The organism is Sporosalibacterium faouarense, from assembly GCF_016765695.1.
GTDB lineage: Bacteria > Bacillota > Clostridia > Tissierellales > VENL01 > Sporosalibacterium > Sporosalibacterium faouarense.
On the sequence record NZ_JAETGO010000098.1, the window covers coordinates 128,057 to 146,427 of the forward strand.

General features: G+C 31.3%; 11 protein-coding genes, 1 riboswitch and 2 other annotated features. Of the genes, 5 read left to right on the forward strand and 6 right to left on the reverse strand.

Annotated elements, in window-relative coordinates:
• Positions 1 to 41 precede the first annotated feature (41 nt).
• The 3 genes from ytvI (at position 42) to JMO20_RS19765 (ending at position 2,199) form a co-directional block, all read left to right on the forward strand.
• On the forward strand, positions 42 to 1,118 hold the full coding sequence (gene ytvI / locus JMO20_RS19755) for a sporulation integral membrane protein YtvI (protein WP_202711573.1): 1,077 nt from the start codon (positions 42 to 44) through the stop codon (positions 1,116 to 1,118).
• A complete protein-coding gene (locus JMO20_RS19760) occupies positions 1,115 to 1,846 on the forward strand; it encodes a TVP38/TMEM64 family protein (RefSeq protein ID WP_202711574.1) in 732 nt (243 codons plus the stop codon). Before ytvI ends, JMO20_RS19760 begins: the two co-directional genes overlap by 4 nt.
• Before the next feature lie 185 nt (positions 1,847 to 2,031).
• The gene (locus tag JMO20_RS19765) at positions 2,032 to 2,199 is read left to right on the forward strand and encodes a CDIF630_02480 family spore surface protein (RefSeq protein WP_202711575.1); all 168 of its coding nucleotides are present in this window, start codon (positions 2,032 to 2,034) and stop codon (positions 2,197 to 2,199) included.
• Between the two features lie 42 nt (positions 2,200 to 2,241).
• Here JMO20_RS19765 and nifJ read toward each other — a convergent pair whose 3' ends face one another.
• From nifJ to JMO20_RS19790, 5 genes are all read right to left on the reverse strand, one after another.
• The gene (gene nifJ / locus JMO20_RS19770; RefSeq protein WP_202711576.1) at positions 2,242 to 5,778 is read right to left on the reverse strand and encodes a pyruvate:ferredoxin (flavodoxin) oxidoreductase; all 3,537 of its coding nucleotides are present in this window, start codon (positions 5,776 to 5,778) and stop codon (positions 2,242 to 2,244) included.
• Positions 5,779 to 6,051: 273 nt separating this feature from the next.
• Positions 6,052 to 7,854: a WG repeat-containing protein gene (locus tag JMO20_RS19775; RefSeq protein ID WP_202711577.1), complete on the reverse strand. Its 1,803-nt coding sequence runs from the start codon at positions 7,852 to 7,854 to the stop codon at positions 6,052 to 6,054.
• Between the two features lie 477 nt (positions 7,855 to 8,331).
• Positions 8,332 to 10,746: a leucine--tRNA ligase gene (gene leuS, locus JMO20_RS19780; RefSeq protein WP_202711578.1), complete on the reverse strand. Its 2,415-nt coding sequence runs from the start codon at positions 10,744 to 10,746 to the stop codon at positions 8,332 to 8,334.
• Between the two features lie 51 nt (positions 10,747 to 10,797).
• Positions 10,798 to 11,062: a binding site (T-box leader), on the reverse strand.
• An 83-nt stretch (positions 11,063 to 11,145) separates the two neighbouring features.
• Complete coding sequence (asnS, locus tag JMO20_RS19785) at positions 11,146 to 12,537, reverse strand: asparagine--tRNA ligase (RefSeq protein WP_202711579.1); 1,392 nt, start codon at positions 12,535 to 12,537, stop codon at positions 11,146 to 11,148.
• Positions 12,538 to 12,647: 110 nt separating this feature from the next.
• Positions 12,648 to 12,886: a binding site (T-box leader), on the reverse strand.
• Positions 12,887 to 13,196: 310 nt separating this feature from the next.
• Positions 13,197 to 13,766 carry a xanthine phosphoribosyltransferase gene (locus tag JMO20_RS19790; RefSeq protein ID WP_202711580.1) on the reverse strand — a complete coding sequence of 190 codons (570 nt, stop codon included), beginning with the start codon at positions 13,764 to 13,766 and terminating at the stop codon, positions 13,197 to 13,199.
• Positions 13,767 to 13,899: 133 nt separating this feature from the next.
• A riboswitch (purine riboswitch) is annotated at positions 13,900 to 14,001 on the reverse strand.
• Between the two features lie 366 nt (positions 14,002 to 14,367).
• Here JMO20_RS19790 and JMO20_RS19795 point away from each other — a divergent pair.
• On the forward strand, positions 14,368 to 15,000 hold the full coding sequence (locus tag JMO20_RS19795; RefSeq protein ID WP_202711581.1) for a hypothetical protein: 633 nt from the start codon (positions 14,368 to 14,370) through the stop codon (positions 14,998 to 15,000).
• 128 nt (positions 15,001 to 15,128) lie between these two features.
• On the opposite strand, the gene JMO20_RS19800 is transcribed toward JMO20_RS19795, so the two are convergent.
• A complete protein-coding gene (locus JMO20_RS19800) occupies positions 15,129 to 17,195 on the reverse strand; it encodes a M4 family metallopeptidase (protein ID WP_202711582.1) in 2,067 nt (688 codons plus the stop codon).
• Positions 17,196 to 18,054: 859 nt separating this feature from the next.
• Here JMO20_RS19800 and JMO20_RS19805 point away from each other — a divergent pair.
• On the forward strand, positions 18,055 to 18,276 hold the full coding sequence (locus JMO20_RS19805; RefSeq protein WP_202711583.1) for a hypothetical protein: 222 nt from the start codon (positions 18,055 to 18,057) through the stop codon (positions 18,274 to 18,276).
• The last annotated feature ends 95 nt before the right edge of the window (positions 18,277 to 18,371 follow it).

The window sequence follows — 18,371 nt, forward strand, 5'->3', positions numbered from 1 at the left end:
TAAATATAATTAACTAACAAGCTGATTTGGAGGATTGGTTCATGGATGTTCCTAAAAGTTATGTTCATTTCTTTCTTAAAATTATATCTGTCCTTATTATTTTTCTACTTGTATACATTTTCCTAACAACTGTATTTAAATGGTTGCTACCGTTTATTCTAGCTTATATTATTGCCTATATTACTAATCCCCTAGTCAATTTTATGGAACTAAAGCTTAGAATTCCTAGAAGACTTGCTAGTCTTATTATTATTTTATTTACTTTGCTATTTATCGCATTAGTAGTATTAATAGTATTCTACAGAATTATATTTGAAATTAAAAAACTATCTGATATGCTACCCTTTATCTTAGACCAAATCTCTAATCTTTTTAATCAAATGTTTACAAAAGGAGTCAATATATATGATAAATTACCTACTGAATTTTCTCATATCACCAATAGTCTTTTAGATGGTGGCCTAAGTAGTATTAGTTCAGTTATAGCAACACTAACTGAATCAACAACTAAATTTGCTTATGGAATTGCTAAATCTTTGCCTTCATTGTTCATATTTATTATTGTATTATTTTTATCAACTTATTTTATTAGTAGTGATAGAAACAAGATTTCTAATTACATATTCAAACAAGTTCCTGGAGAAGTCTTATCAAATATGGTTATTGTGAAAAATGACCTTGTCTTTGCTTTATTTGGATATGTAAAAGCACAACTTATCCTCATGTCTATCACATTTATAGAAATTACCATTGGTATGCTTTTAATTGGTGTAGATTATCCTGTTCTAATTGCTTTGTTTATTAGTATTATAGACGCTTTGCCGATTCTAGGAACTGGGATAATACTACTGCCATGGGCCTTTTTTGCATTGTTATCTGGAGATTTTACTATGGCACTTTTTTTAGCGATTCTTTATATTATTGTACTACTTGTCAGACAAATGCTAGAGCCTAAAATAATTGGAAAGCAAATCGGACTATATCCTTTGGTTACACTAATGTCAATGTACATTGGGCTTAAGGTCTTTGGAATAATAGGTTTAATCTTCGGGCCAATCTCTATTTTAATCATTAAAAGCTTGTTGAACTCAAATCTATCTACACTGTGGAAGGAATGAAAAATATTGTGATAATATTTATAAAATATAATAAGAAGCTTTTAAAAAAGCTTACAAGTAAGGAAATCAGAAATTCCTTATTTGCAATTATTATAGTTATTACCTTAATCATTTTTGTTAAATATTCCAATTTATCAAATTTTTTTACAGTGGAAAGGGTTAAGGAACTGAAATACCAAATTGAAGAATATGGGTTTTTAGGTCAACTGTTCTATATAGTTATAAATATACTTACTGGATTTATAGGATTTCCAGTAGTCATTATAAAATTCATGGGTGGTTTAATCTTCGGCACATTATGGGGAATGATATTAACTACAATTGGTTCTACAATTGGTGCTATTTTATCCTTTCTCTTTTCTAGATATCTTGCTAAGGATTTTGCAAAAAAAATATTAAGTAAAAATGATACATTAAAAAGAATATATGAGGGCGTTGAAAATACTGGCTGGGAAACTCTTATAGCTACAAGATTAATCCCTATCTTTCCATATTCTTTACAAAACTATGTATATGGAATCACTGATATGAAACTATCTACATATATAATAGTCACTTTTATTTTTATGTTACCTTCTAATTTTGGAATTAGTTTTTTAGCTGAATCTGCTGTGAGTAATAAGAGTATTTTATTTGCAGTCTGCCTTTATATTCTAACAGCAATTACCTTCGGTGCTATAGGTATATGGGTATCTATATGTAAATCAAACAGAGAATTTGATTCTTAAAGTTAATGTTGAACATTAACTTTAAGAATATCTAATTTACAACTTTTCATAAAGCTAACGTATTACTTTAACTCATATCACTTTAAGTATATTTTATTTAAAATTTATAAAATTTACTTCTTTAGCCATTAATTAGTTATATCTTTTTTATATTTTTTTGCAAATACTATTAATGGGGTGATAATATGGAAAGAAATAAATTTAAAGATAAAATGAATGAAATGCCTATAGAAAATCATAGAACTTCATCATTGGCAAATATTGAAAGTCTAAAAAGGGTATCAAGAGTTCCTATCCCCAGTATTCTGGAAGTTCAGAATGCTAAAGAATATGTTGAGGTAAATCAGAAATAAGTAATAAAAATAAGAAGTGGTTCTCAACCACTTCTTATTTTATTAATATTCCATCTCCGATAATCTTCTATATGTTTCATACTTATCTTTAGCATCTTCTTCTGCCTTAGAATACAAGTCTTCTGCTATATCAGGGAAAGTATTCTTAATTTGTGAGAACCTAAGCTCTGATAAAATAAAGTCTCTAAAAGATTCTTTTGGTTCCTTTGAATTCAGTTTAAATGGATTCTTACCTTCTTCTTTCAATTGAGGATTATAGGTATATAGATGCCAAAATCCAGATTCTACTGCTCTCTTTTCCTGTTTTACAGAAGTTCCCATGCCTGTCTTGATTCCATGGCTTACACAGGGTGCATAGGCTATTATTAATGATGGTCCAGGATAAGCCTCTGCCTCAGCTATTACCTTTGCAGCATGATTCATATTTGCTCCCAGTGATACCTGAGCTACATATACATAGCCATAACTCATTGCCATCATACCTAAGTCCTTTTTGCGTATTTTTTTACCCGACGCTGCAAATTTAGCAGCTGCGGCAGTTGGAGTAGCCTTAGATGCTTGCCCTCCAGTATTAGAATACACCTCTGTGTCAAAAACTAAAACATTAACATCTTCACCAGCAGCTAAAACATGGTCTAGTCCACCATATCCGATGTCATAAGCCCAGCCATCTCCCCCTACTATCCATTGAGATTTCTTAATTAAGAAATCCTTTTTCTCAAGTATCTCTTGTACTACATCATCATTTTTATACTTACTATTATTAATAAATGACAAGAGCTCTTTTGAAGCTTTCTTAGAACCTTCTCCATCATACATATTATCTATCCAGTTTTGGAAGGCATCTTTCAAATCAGCTCCTATATCTCTTTGTTGAGCTTCTTTCATTATATTTCTTAGTCTTTCCCTTATTTGTTTAACAGCTAAGAACATTCCGTATCCATATTCAGCATTGTCTTCAAATAATGAATTTGCCCACGCAGGTCCTTTTCCTTCCGCATTTTTACAATATGGTATAGAAGGAGCACTTCCTCCCCATATAGATGAACAACCAGTTGCATTGGCAATCATCATTCTATCACCATATAGCTGTGTAATATACTTAAGATACGCAGTTTCACCGCAACCTGCACATGCTCCATGAAATTCTAATAATGGCTGTGCAAACTGACTACCTTTAACAGTCTCTTTCTTAAATAGCTCATCCTTATAGGTAATATTATTAACTGCATATTCCCAATTTTCATACTGTCTAGGACCTTCTTCTTCAGCATTAACCATAACTAAAGCTTTATCAGGAGCTGGGCATATATCAGCACAGTTTCCACATCCAGTACAGTCTAATGTGCTAATTTGAATACGATAATCATATCCTTCCAATCCTTTACCTATGGCTTTCTTAGTTTCAAATGTATTAGGTGCATTTTTCTTTTCTTCATCAGTTAATAGAAGTGGTCTAATAACTGCATGGGGACAAACATAAGAACATTGATTACATTGAATGCATTTATCAGTTTGCCACTGAGGTACCATAACTGCTATACCCCTCTTCTCATATTTAGTTGTTCCAAGAGGGAAAGTTCCATCTTCCATACCTTCAAATGCACTTACAGGTAACTCATCTCCTTCATGTCTTGCCATTGGTCTCTCAATTCTCTGAATAAATTCCGGTAAATCCTTAGGTGGAGTTTTTTCATCACTTGTTGCTTCAGCATTCTTCCATTCTTCAGGTACATCTATCTTGACTAAGTTTTCAATACCTTTATCAACTGCAGCATAGTTCATTTCTACGATCTCTCTACCTTTTTTACCATAGGTTCCTTTTATAGAGTCCTTTAAATATTTCACAGCATCTTCAATAGGTATTACTTCAGCTAATTTAAAAAATGCTGCCTGCATAATCATATTAATCCTTCCACCAAGCCCTATATTCTGAGCTACCTCAACAGCGTCAATAGTGTAGAATTTAATGTTTTTCTCTGCAATATATCTTTTGATTGGTGCTGGAATCTTTTCATCCAGTTCTTCTGAACTCCATGGACAATTTAATACGAAGGTTCCGTTCTCCTTAAGTCCCTTTAGCAAATCATATTGATATACATAAGATTTGTTATGACACGCTATATAATCTGCATCATAAACCAAATATGATGAATTTATTGGCTTACTACCAAATCTAAGATGGGATACCGTAGTACCTCCAGACTTTTTACTGTCATATGAGAAATATCCTTGAGCATATAAGTCAGTCTTATCCCCTATAATCTTGATAGCCATTTTATTGGCTCCTACTGTTCCATCAGACCCTAATCCCCAAAACTTACACCTTATTGTACCTTCTGGAGTAGTATCAATGATGTCTTCTTCAGGTAAAGATGTATCCGTTACATCATCCACTATACCAATAGTAAAATTATTCTTAGGATTTTTCTGCTTAAGATTATTATACACAGCTATAAATTGAGATGGTCTTGTATCTTTTGATCCCAAACCATATCTTCCACCTACGATTATAGGTCTATCTTCCTTATCATAATACATATTTCTAATATCTTCATATAAAGGTTCTCCTAGGGAACCAGGCTCTTTAGTTCTATCTAGTACTGCAATTTTCTTAACAGTTTTAGGAAGTACATCAAAGAAATACTTCTCGCAAAACGGTCTATATAAATGTACTTCTATTAAACCTACCTTCTCTCCCTTACTTACAAGATAATCAATTACTTCTTGTATAACTGAGCAAGCTGAACCCATGGCTACAATAACACTATCAGCATCTTTAGCTCCATAGTAGTTAAATGGCTTATAGTCTCTACCAGTAATTTTACTAATTTCATTCATATATTCAACAACAATTTCAGGCACTTTTTCATAGAATTTATTAGCAGCCTCTCTATTTTGGAAATAAATATCTGGATTCTGAGCTGTTCCTCTAAGTACTGGCCTCTCAGGATTCAAGGATCTATTCCTAAACTCCCTTATTGCGTTATAATCTACAAGTTTTTCTAAATCCTCATATTCAATTAACTCAACCTTTTGAATCTCATGGGACGTTCTAAATCCATCAAAAAAATGTAGGAATGGCACTCTACTTTTTAATGATGCCAGATGAGCTATACTTCCTAAATCTATAACCTGTTGTACACTGCTAGATGCTAGCATTGCAAAACCTGTTTGCCTTGCTGCCATTACATCTTGATGATCTCCAAAAATGGATAAGGCTTGAGCTGCTAAGGATCTAGCACTCACATGAAAAACTCCTGGTAATAATTCACCAGCTATTTTATACATATTGGGAATCATAAGTAGTAACCCTTGAGATGCTGTGTAAGTAGTAGTCAAAGCTCCTCCTTGTAAGGCCCCGTGAACTGCTCCTGACGCTCCTGCTTCTGATTGTAATTCAGCCACCCTTACAGTTTGACCAAAAAGATTCTTTTTCCCATTAGCTGACCATAAATCAGCTAGTTCAGCCATTGGTGATGATGGAGTAATAGGATATATTGCAGCCACTTCTGTAAAGGGATATGAAATATAAGCAGCTGCTTCATTTCCATCCATTGTCTTCATAGTTTTAGCCATAACTTACCTCCTTTTATTTTAATTGATAATCATGTGTATTTTTCAATAATTACCTATTAATACATTTATCAACTTTTATTATTTAACAATTATATTTGAATTATGCTTATAAATAAGAAAAAGAGTCCTCACTAATAAGTAAAAACTCTTTTTCTATCTTACAAATTTATATTCAGATGTTACTTGAGGAAATTGCATATTTACAAATTAAGTATATTTTTGTATAAAATCCTAATATGCAAATTCTTCACTTAAGTATCTTTTACTGTTGATTCATTCCCCAGCTATGAAGAAATCAATCTTCCATATTCCTTTTTCATCTTTAGAAATTTGAATTTTGTAACCAACTGGGCTAATTATATCTTCTGGATATACATATCCTTTGCTTCCACCTGGCAATTGTATTTTAAGCCATTTATTTATTTTCCCATTTTTATCTTTAACCTGTACATTCCAATCTATAACCTTTACGATTAAATGGTCTAAATTTTTCATTATCATTGAATTATTATTGGGCTCGATATGTACACTGACATTATTATCTTTACATACCCCATATGAAAGTGGATCAAATTCCTCAGGGAAATTTACAAATACATATGGAGCTATAAATTTATTTTCATCCTTAAAAACTCCTCCTGCGACTAACGTCTCTTGCATTGTTTGCCACAATCTAGACTCATTTGGATTCTCTTTTAAATCCCAATAGTCTAAAAACTGTTCTTTGCTTAGTGGATATTCAAAGTTAAATTGTATTTCATCACTAATATGCTTAGATAAATAAATCACATCTTTGTTTTTTAAGGCTGTTATGAATTCTTCATAAAAACCTTTAAATTCAGGATGACTATCAAGACTGTCTTCTGGAAATACTCTAACCTCTTTATATGTATCTACAATGTCCCATATAACTTTTCCATTTTTGTTCATTACTCCATGCTTTCCACCAATTTTTACATCTACTCTACCATCTTTAAACTCATTATGGGTATCAAATTGGGGTTGTGCCACAATATTACCTTCCTTATCAACATATCCCCAATCACTAACTATTTTAACTGCCACTAATCCTTCTGAGAATCTATTAGCTTCATCAAATTCAAAGTCAATTATAGTCTTTCCATCTTGATTTATATATCCCCATTTATCTCTATACAAAACAGCTGCTAAACCTTCACTAAACTCTTTTGCATTATCATATATAGGCTCTATAATCCAATCTCCACTTTTATCTATAAAGCCATATTTTTCATTTTCTTTTGACGCTATAGCGGCTCCTTCAAAAAATTTCCCAGCATAATTAAATAACGGTTGAATAATTATTTCACCTTTTTCATTCTTATAGCCATATTTACCCAAAGAAGAATCATAATATTTATCAAATATAGAAGGATCATCATTTATATCTTTATCTTCTAAAGGATTTTTATCATTATTCAAGTCTGATCCTTTACTACTTTTATCGTTATTTGCAACTTCTATTTCAGTTTTAGTGTATATATCTCTATCTTTATCCCAAATGTATCTACTTTCCTTTAATACACTCTTTCCTTCATCATCATGCTCAACAAAAACTAGATTAAAGCCATTATCTTTAATTCTTATTGATTGATTTGAAACTGAAGTAAAAATCTGATTTGGTTTATCTTCTTTTATATTAAATACCCATACTTGAGTTATGGAAGGATCATTTGTACACATTATAGCTAGATGTTTTTGGTTTCCTATATCTAAGATATTTGCAGATTTAAAACTTCCCCAAGCTTCTAGTAAAAGCTCAATTTCTCCATAAGATGGTACATACCAAATTTTCGGATTAATCGATCCTGTTATTAAAAAAACATCTTTATATCCATCATTGTCCATATCAGTTATTTCCTCTTCAGCAGGATAAATAATTTCCTCACTAGGATAGGAGTTTTTAAACTTTCTAATTAGCTCCTTTGGACTCTTTCTAGTTATAGATTTATCTCCTGCCTCAACTTCAGAAATATTCTCTGAATCTTCTATATTTGAGTTACCGCATCCACTGACAATCAAAACAATAAAAACTAAAACTATAATAATCTTTTTCATTCTATCCCTCCAAACGGAACATATATGTAACTTTACTGTTTTTCAGACTTTCTCATTAAATTTATTATTACCTGTAATTGATAAGAAATAACAAGAAGACTTCCAAATACAAATTCTTTTATGTAAAAATTCATTAAAATGACTATAATTTCAAAAAATAAAGATTAAACAATAAAAACTAAGACCATAATTTATATCCCTCCGTATACACTATAGATTTAGTATAATATGATTATATAATAATACGTTGCATAATTTCCACTTTTATGTAATATATCAATTATTTTGCTTATATTTTTTTGTATATGTCAATTCATTTCTAACTTTTTAAAATTAAAATAATATTTTTAGAATTTCACGGACAAAAAGGGAGAACTTAAATCTTTAAGTTCTCCCTTTGTATGAGTCTCTTTATCATCCTATTCTAATATACAATATGTTTTCTACAATCATCTAAATACTAATAACTTTAAATGATTATTTAACAACTATATTAAATATCTTACCAGGAACATAAATTTCTTTGACAATAGTTTTTCCATCTATATGCTTCATAATATTTTCATCTTCCATAGCTTTAGCCTTAGCTTGTTCCTTATTAGCATCAACAGCTATTACTATTGTTCCTCTAACCTTTCCATTTACTTGAACTGCCATTTCTATTTCATCATCAACAGTTTTGTCTTCATCCCATTTCGCCCACTGTTGATCAGAAATCATATTTTCAAATCCAAGTATTTCCCAAAGTTCTTCTGTAATATGTGGCGCAACTGGGTTTAATAAGATTAGGAAAGTTCTCATTTCACCTCTAGTAATTTTACCTACACTATTAAAGTCATTAATAAGTGACATTAAAGCTGCTATGGCAGTATTAAACTTAAGAGTTTCAAAGTCTTCACTTACCTTCTTAATAGTCTTATGCATATTTGTCATCAAGTCTTTAGAGTATTCATCTCCATCAACCACCATGTCTTGAAGCTTCCATACTTTATCAAGGAATCTTCTACATCCTTTAACACCATTCATAGACCAAGGTACACTCTTTTCAAAGTCTCCAATGAACATTTCATACATTCTTAATGTATCTGCTCCAAAATCTTCTATTATTTCATCAGGATTTACTACATTTCCTCTTGATTTTGACATTTTTTCATTATTTTCTCCCAAAATCATTCCATGGGATGTTCTCTTTTGATAAGGCTCTGGAACTGGTACTACACCTATATCATAAAGGAATTTATGCCAGAATCTTGAATAAAGCAAGTGAAGGGTTGTATGCTCCATTCCACCGTTGTACCAATCTACTGGAAGCCAATATTCAAGACTTTCTTTGCTAGCAAACTCTTCATTATTGTGTGGATCAGTATATCTCAAGAAATACCATGATGAACCAGCCCATTGAGGCATAGTATCTGTTTCTCTCTCCCCTTTGCCTCCACATTTAGGACAAGTTGTTTCTACCCAGTCTCTAATCTTTGCTATAGGCGATTCTCCATTTTCAGTAGGTTCATAATTATCAACCTCTGGTAATGTTAATGGTAGGTCTTCCTCTGGTACAGGAACCCATCCACATTTTTCACAGTGAACTAATGGTATTGGCTCACCCCAATATCTTTGACGAGAGAATACCCAATCTCTTAGTTTATAATTAATTTTTCTTTCACCTAATTTTTTCTCCACTAACCAATCGGTAATTTTTTTCTTAGCTTCTTCAACATTTAGTTTATTTAAGAAGTCTGAATTAATCATTTCACCAGTTTGTATATCTGTGAAGGCTTCCTCTTCAACATTTCCACCCTTAACAACTTCAATTATAGGAAGGTTGAACTTCTTAGCAAATTCCCAGTCCCTAGTATCATGACCTGGAACTGCCATAATAGCTCCAGTACCATAGGACATTAACACATAGTCTGAAATCCAAATTGGTATTTCTTTACCAGTAACAGGATTAATAGCTTTTAGTCCGTCAATCTCTACTCCTGTTTTTTCTTTTACTAATTCAGTTCTTTCAAAATCTGACTTTTTACTAGCCATATCTTTGTATTCTATTATGGAATCCATATTATTAATATCATCTTTGTATTTCTCTATCATCGGATGCTCTGGAGATATAACCATATAAGTTGCTCCAAACAGAGTATCAGGTCTAGTTGTGAATACTCTTAGTTTCTCGCCTTTACCTGCAACTTCAAAGTCAACCTCTGCTCCTTCTGAACGACCAATCCAGTTAGTTTGCTGAATCTTAACTCTATCAATATAATCTACTAAATCTAAGTCCTTAATTAGTTTCTCAGCGTATTCAGTTATTTTTAGCATCCATTGGTTTTTTATCTTTCTAACTACTTCACCGCCACAACGCTCGCATGCTCCATTAACAACCTCTTCATTAGCAAGTCCAATCTTACAATCAGTACACCAGTTAATAGGAAATTCCTGCTTGTACGCAAGCCCCTTTTCAAATAGTTTTAGAAAAATCCATTGAGTCCATTTATAGTACTCTGGGTCAGTTGTATTTACTTCCCTTGACCAATCAAAGGAATATCCTAAAGATTTTAACTGTTGTTTGAATTTGGCAACATTATTTTCAGTAACTATTCTTGGGTGAATCTTATTCTTAATAGCATAGTTCTCTGTTGGTAATCCAAATGCATCCCATCCCATTGGATATAGTACATTATATCCCTCTAATCTTCTTTTACGTGCCACCACATCTAAAGCTGTATAAGGTCTAGGGTGACCAACATGCAGTCCCTTTCCTGATGGATATGGGAATTCAATCAATGCATAGTATTTTGGTTTGTCTGTGTCTTCACTGGCATAAAAAGTGCCTTTTTCATCCCAAATCTTTTGCCATTTCTTTTCAATTAGACTTGTATTATAAGCCTTACTCATATCTCTACCTCCTCTTTAATAATGCATTAAAAATAAAAAACCCCCATCTCATATAGAGACGGAGGTCCGCGTTACCACTCTAATTAATAGTGATTTATCCACTATGTATCTCTTACTATCACAAACACTAAACAATGTAATAAGTATAGATATCACTATTCTCTTAAATAATATAACGGTTTTAACCGGCTAAGACTACTAAAATTTCACCTTAACAGCTCAGAGACGAGTTCGATAACTATAAACTACTGTCTCACACCAAGTGACAGCTCTCTGAAAGTCATATTTATCTACTACTTCTCTTCAAAGCAATATATTCTTTTATTTTGCTAATTGTAGCAAATATATTTTCCTATGTCAAGGGATAAATGGTAAAATTATTAATTTTTATACTCTTACTTAAAAGTCTGCTGACTTTACAGTTCTAGGGAACGGAACAACGTCTCTTATGTTCTTCATACCAGTTACATACATAACTGCTCTTTCAAAACCTAAACCATATCCAGCATGCTTAACTCCACCATATTTTCTAAGCTCTAAATACCACCATAAGTCTTCTTCATGGATGTTAAATTCCTTCATTCTTTCAACAAGAACATCATGCCTCTCTTCCCTTTGACTTCCACCTATGATTTCTCCGATTCCAGGAGCTAATAAATCCATAGCTGCAACAGTTTTTCCATCATCGTTCAATCTCATATAGAATGCTTTGATTTCCTTAGGATAATCAGTTACAAATACAGGTTTTTTATACACTTCATCAGTAAGGTACTTTTCATGCTCAGAAGCAAGATCAATTCCCCATTTAACTGGGAAGTCAAATTTTTGACCTGATTCTTCCAATATCTCAATTGCCTTTGTATAAGTTATTCTAACAAACTCAGAATCCACTATGTTTTGTAACCTATCTAGTAGTCCTTTATCTATAAACTTATTAAAGAATTCCATTTCCTCTGGAGCATTGTCAAGAACATACTTTATAATGTATTTTAGCATGTCTTCAGCTAAATCCATGTTATCGTTTATATCAGCAAATGCTATCTCAGGCTCCATCATCCAGAACTCTGCAGCATGTCTAGTTGTATTTGAATTCTCAGCTCTGAAAGTTGGACCAAAGTTATACACTTGCCTATATGCTAAAGCATAAGCTTCTGCTTCTAACTGACCACTTACAGTAAGATTAGTTTCCTTTGCAAAAAAATCCTTTGAAAAGTCTATTTTTCCTTCTTCATCCCTGGGAAGATTTTCTATATCTAATGTTGTTACTCTAAACATTTCTCCAGCACCCTCAGCATCACTTGCTGTTACTATAGGAGTATTTACATATACAAAGCCTCTCTCTTGGAAGAACTTATGAATTGCAAAGGATAATAGAGATCTAACTCTAAATACTGCTGAGAACGTATTACTTCTTGGTCTCAAGTGAGCGATAGTTCTTAAGTACTCAAATGTGTGTCTTTTCTTTTGTAATGGATAATCAGACTCTGAATCTGCTTCAAGAACTACACTTGAAGCTTGAATTTCGAAAGGTTGTTTAGCATTTGGAGTCTCTACTATCTTACCTTCTACAGTAATTCCTGCACTTATTGATAATTTAGTAAGCTCTTTAAAGTTTTCTAGTTCATCATTAATAACTACTTGAATTCCTTTAAAAAATGTTCCATCATTCACTTCAATAAATCCAAATTTCTTTGATCCTCTAACAGTTCTTACCCAACCTGAAATTTTAATTTCTTGGTCAATATACTTCTCTGTTTCTCTGTAAAAACTTTTGATTGTTGAAATTTTCATTTCCTTTACCTCCTTATATTATTAATAATTTTCTATTATTAGTTCTTTATTTTAATATCCTTTCCAAAGGGATACTAAATATTAGCATAATAAAAAGCCTTTCATCCCCACGAAGGGACGAAAGACTATACTATCGCGGTACCACCCTAATTGTCATAAAATGACCATCTTAACCAGTACAAACATACTGTTCACATTTTAACGGTGTGAAACCGTCTAAGCCTACTCTCAAAGGATTTCGGTTAGAGACTCGGAGATGTTCTTCAATATAGTCTTCGTATCGGACTCTCACCATCACCGACTCGCTAAAACTCTTTACCATATCTACTCTTCTCTTCACTGTCTTTAAAAAATTATTAATTTCTGCTTTTTATTAATGATTATTATAATATCAAGTATATTATTTGTCAATTGATTTTTTTTATTCTAATAGTATTTTTTATCAAAATATTTATATGTTAGTGCTTTAAGTGAGGTTAGTACTTGAGGAAACTGCATATTAAAATCTATATACAATTATATTCTAGCAACTCTTTTATTTAGCCTCTTTAATATTGATTCCAATAAAAAATGACTATATCAATAATTCCTACCTTAGATGAAATCTCGGGAAAATATATTAAATTGTTAAATATGCAATACACCTAACCTTTTGATATTTATTTGAATATAACTTTGCCATCTTCAACACCATTTATCTTAGCTAGGGACTCTACTCTAATACCCTTTTCAGCAAGAAGATTACATCCATCTTGGAATGACTTCTCTATAACTATTCCAATACCAACTAGATTTGCTCCAGATTGGTCTACGATATCCTTTAATCCAAGAGCTGCTCGCCCATTTGCTAAAAAATCATCAAGAACTAGAACCTTGTCGTCTGAATTTAGGTACTTCTTAGATACTTTAACCTTATAATGTATCCCTTTTGTAAAAGAGAATACTTCTGTTTCATATACATCCTTGTCCAAATTTTTAGATTGCGTTTTCTTTGCAAAAACAACTGGAACATTGAAATGCTGAGCTGCTAAACATGCTATAGCTATACCTGACGCCTCTATGGTTAGTATTTTATTTATCTCTTCCTTTTCAAATCTTCTCTTAAATTCCTTACCAATTTCATTTAAAAGCTCTACATCTACTTGATGATTTAAGAAGCTGTCAACTTTAATTATATCTTCTCCTTCAACTCTACCTTCAGTAACTATCTTATTCTTTAATAAGTCCATTTCTATACCTCCAATATTATTTAATATAATTAGTTAAAATCTTTCAAAAAACAAAACAACCCCTATCTAAATGACAGGAGTTAAAGCTATGCATATACTAATACCATTAATATCATATTGTAATAATAATTTGGTATATACAATAAACCCCTGTAGTCAGACCATTTACGGTAGTCTGGTAGAAACTTTCAGCCCATATCGCCAACATTATACAGAGTAATATTTAATTTTAAGTATTTCTTATTATATATGATTTAATCACATATTGCAAAAGTATGTTTTATTTATTAATTAGAGAAACAAGAGCCCTCATAAGTTGCAGTTGGAAACTAACTATAGATAAAATTATAATTAATGTAAAACTTTGTAAAACAATTGATGCTGTGATAAACTTTAATAAATATACTAAAACATATAATAAAAAAACTATTATTTGAGGAAAAATCAACTGAATAAGTTGTTTTCATCTGGAATGAAATCTTGCAAAAATATATTTAATTTGTGAATATGCTATTTCCTCATTTAACTTATGATAAAAAAGAATATTTAATATATTTAATTTCTTCTAAGCAAGCATTTACCTACTTTTAGGAGGTATAACATGTTAGTAAAATTTAAAAAGACAGTGGAAATAATAATATTAACACTAATCTTAACATTATTAATATCATCATGCTCTTTGAATGATTCTCCTAATAGAGAGAAAGATCTTATTAGTATTATTGAAAAGATTGAGATTGCAAATCTAAAACTTAGGGGAAAGCAAATTACTTTCGAAGAATATGAAAAAGAAATAAAGGACTCAAAAAAATATTTTTCTGAATACTTTGAAGGATTTGACCTTATATATAATGAGGAAGAGTATAATAGTACCTATAAAGATACAAAAGCAATAGATTTAGATAAGGTTACTATAAAGATTTCCAAGGTTTATGATATAGATTATGATGAAAGTCTAAACAATAAGTTTATCTATACTCAGATTGTTTTCTCCAAATTTTATCCCGTAGATTTTTCTGATGACAGAACTGATAGAATTGATAATAAAAGATATGAATTCACTAAAAGGGATAATAAATGGGAAATCAGAGAAATAGTTTTAGATTCCTATAATACTGCACAACTAGAGCCTACTGTTAACTTTGAAGGGCAAAACATGAAGACACATATACCTAGATTTGATAACCATAATGATGAAGATATTGATTTTATTAAAGTTATAAAGCCTAATTAATCTCAAGGAATTTGAAGCCTTTTATATATTTGAATAAGATTCTAAAAACAAGCCCCAAAGGATTTCAAATCCTTTGGGGCTTATAAAGAGGACTATTTAATATATGATTCTATATTAAATATAATATCTTAGTAGTTTGCTTCTAACTTATATGGTGTTGAAGTACTATGAGCACCATTGTATCCTGTTACTATAATGTAATAGTTTCCTGGACTAGTTATATTATAAGATATACTCTCACTAGTTGTTCCACCATTCCAAGATCTAGCTAATCTAGTACCACTTGCATTGTATAGGTATAGATCATAGTCACCAGGCAAGTTAGTTAGTGAAATTGATAAATTACCAGTACTGCTCATATTTACATAATAGTAATCATCGTCTGATGAAGTATAGATATAAGATTCATATACATTACCACTTGCTAACGAACCATAAGCTTGACTAAATGAATCGTTTGGTTCGAAAGTATCTCCTGATCCACCACCAGAGGAACCTATACCTACTTCAGCAAATCCATCAGAAACTGCTTCATGCTCAGTGCTTCCAGATCCATATAAATCTATAGCTGCTTGCTCTAATGCTGCTCTTGCATCTTCAAAGTCTGAAGTTGAAGTTAAATATTGTGTAAGAGCTCTATAATAAATATCTCCACTCTTATTAAAACCTATTTCAGAAGCTATATTGTAAAATGCTTTATTTGGAATTCCACTATTAGTATGAACTCCGCCCCAGTCACCACTTTGTGTATCTGGAAGATTTACGTAATCGTCCATATGAGCTGGTTGGTCATATAATTCAGGGTTCTTCATGCTTCTTAATCCATCTCCTGAGATTCCTGGTGTATAGCAATCTTCGCCTACTAACCAATCACTTGTATCTCCTTCAATAATTACACCAAATACATCTGAAAATGATTCATTTAATGCTCCTGGTTGATTGTGATACTCTAAATCAGCACTATATTCTGTAACTGCATGGGTTAATTCATGGGCCACAACATCTAAAGAGCCAGAGAATGGTCCAAATAGACTTCCGTCACCATCTCCATAAATCATTTGAGATCCTGTCCATCCTGCATTATTATAGTCTGATCCATAATGTACTGAAGAAACTACTGAAGCGCCATTATCATCATAACTATTTCTACCATGTTCATCATAATAGTAGTCATATACCATACCTGCATAATAATGAGCATCTACACCGGCTCTTTGTTCTGATGAACTGAAATAGTTATCACTATCTGTTACATAACTTCCTGGTATAGAACTTCCATAATTAGCTGTATATGTTCTAATCTGACCACTCATTGCTTTGGTTGTATCATATAGATAGTAAGTTCCACCAGATAGATAAGTGTTAAGTTGTTTTTGATCACCAGCTACACCTATACCTGTTCCAGTAGTTGCTCCATCAAATCTAATTTCATTATTTTTCTTAATTATTTTTCCTGTTTCTGCATCAACATAAATGTGCCAATAAGCTGGATATGGGTTTACAAATGATAATTCAACTATATAAACAGGCTTCCAAGTATTTTTAACTTCATACAAGTACAATTTTGCTTTTGGTTCAATTGTATATCTTGGTTCATCTACTGCTTTTTCTTCTAATTGAGTAGATAGGCTATTGTTTTCCACATATGGTAGTAATTCTACATCAAGAGTCTTTTCTGCTGCTTTAATAGCTTCTTTTTCACTTAACTCAACATCTTTGCTATAGCTCTTAGTTTTAATTGTAGGTTTAGCTTTACCATTCACACTATAAACATAACCATTCTTATCTAAATGGACTATCATTTCTCCACCATAAACAGGTATTCCATCAATTGTGTATTGAGTTTTATAGTGCTTCATTCCAAGCTTATCATCAGTAACTTTTATAACTTCAAAATCATCTCCATCAAGTTTGAATAAATCTTTGCTTTCTTTCAAGAAACCTTCAATGTCTTTTTTACCTTTTAAAGGCTTGTCCGAAAGTTTACCATTAACTAATCTCGGAACTCCCTTTTCAATATCCCATTTAATATCTATTTTATCTGTTTTCTTATCTAATTTGTCTTGCAACTTATCTAATGCATTCAATTGAGCTTCTTTCTTTTCTTTAAGATTAGGATCTGTTCCAGCAAAGCTGTATGAGAATGTACTAAGGATTAACATAAATATTAATAAAGAAACTAATAATTTTTTCATGATATCTCTCCTTTTATTTTTTTAAGGTATTAACATCTAATCATGTTTCCTCATTCTCTTAAGTATCCTAATTTTCTAAATTACTTCTATCTAGATGTATTTTTAAATATAATAGATACAATATTTAATATAAAAGTTAATTGTTACATTATTATAATAATTTTTCCATAGGATTTTTTGTAAAATTTTGTTATTATAGATAGTAGGAGGTTACTCTTTGGATTTTTTAGTGGTCGCTAAATTTTCCCCAAGGATGATCTCCTTTTTTCATGCTCTAATATAATTTTTTAACACCTCACTCAAGAAATAATCAAGAAAATTTTTTTACTTCCCTAATGTTTCTTATTACTATCTATTCTTTTGTTATTTTCTCCTTGATAATATCACCTCCTTAACAAAGTGCACTTTATTATAATAAAAAAAGTGAACCAACCAACAATAACACAGAATGAAGTTTCAAAATCTGTCAACATTTGATGTCAAGATTGTTAAAACTTATGTGAGATATTGATTTTGTCCACATTTTCATTACCAACAATAGTAAATTTTCGTAAATCTATTTATGTTTAATTTAATTGTACCACATTTCTATTATTTGTAAATAGGTTTAATTTGTAGAAATTTGTCACATTTCCTTTCTATTTATCTAAGATGTCCAATTTTCAATATTTTATAGTTTTTATTTTTACAAAATAGTTCTTTAGCACCACAAACTTTCTTTTACTATCCTAATATTACTATTTTGATATTAGATTCATGCTCCATCTATTTGATGACTTATTTAATTATATGATATAATTAAATTACCATATATTGTATTATTAGTTTTTTATTCCTATTTTGAAAGGATGATGCTCAGATGGGTTTCAATATTTATTTAATAGTAGTTAGAATTTTCTCTACTATACTTTGTTATAGAATCGCAAAGAAAAGAAATCGCAACCCTCTCCTATGGGGAATTATTGGTTTGATTTTTGGCATTATAGGGTTGATATTAATTCTAAGCATTAGTGACGATCAGAAGGATTATACAAGAACTAAGCACTCAGTAGACGCAAGGGGAAAATTAGATAGATTTTAACCATTAGTGCGTAAGTCTCCCATCTTCTATAAGTGGGAGATGTAAGCACTATTATTATTTAGACTCGATGTCTAAATAATAATAATTTGACACCA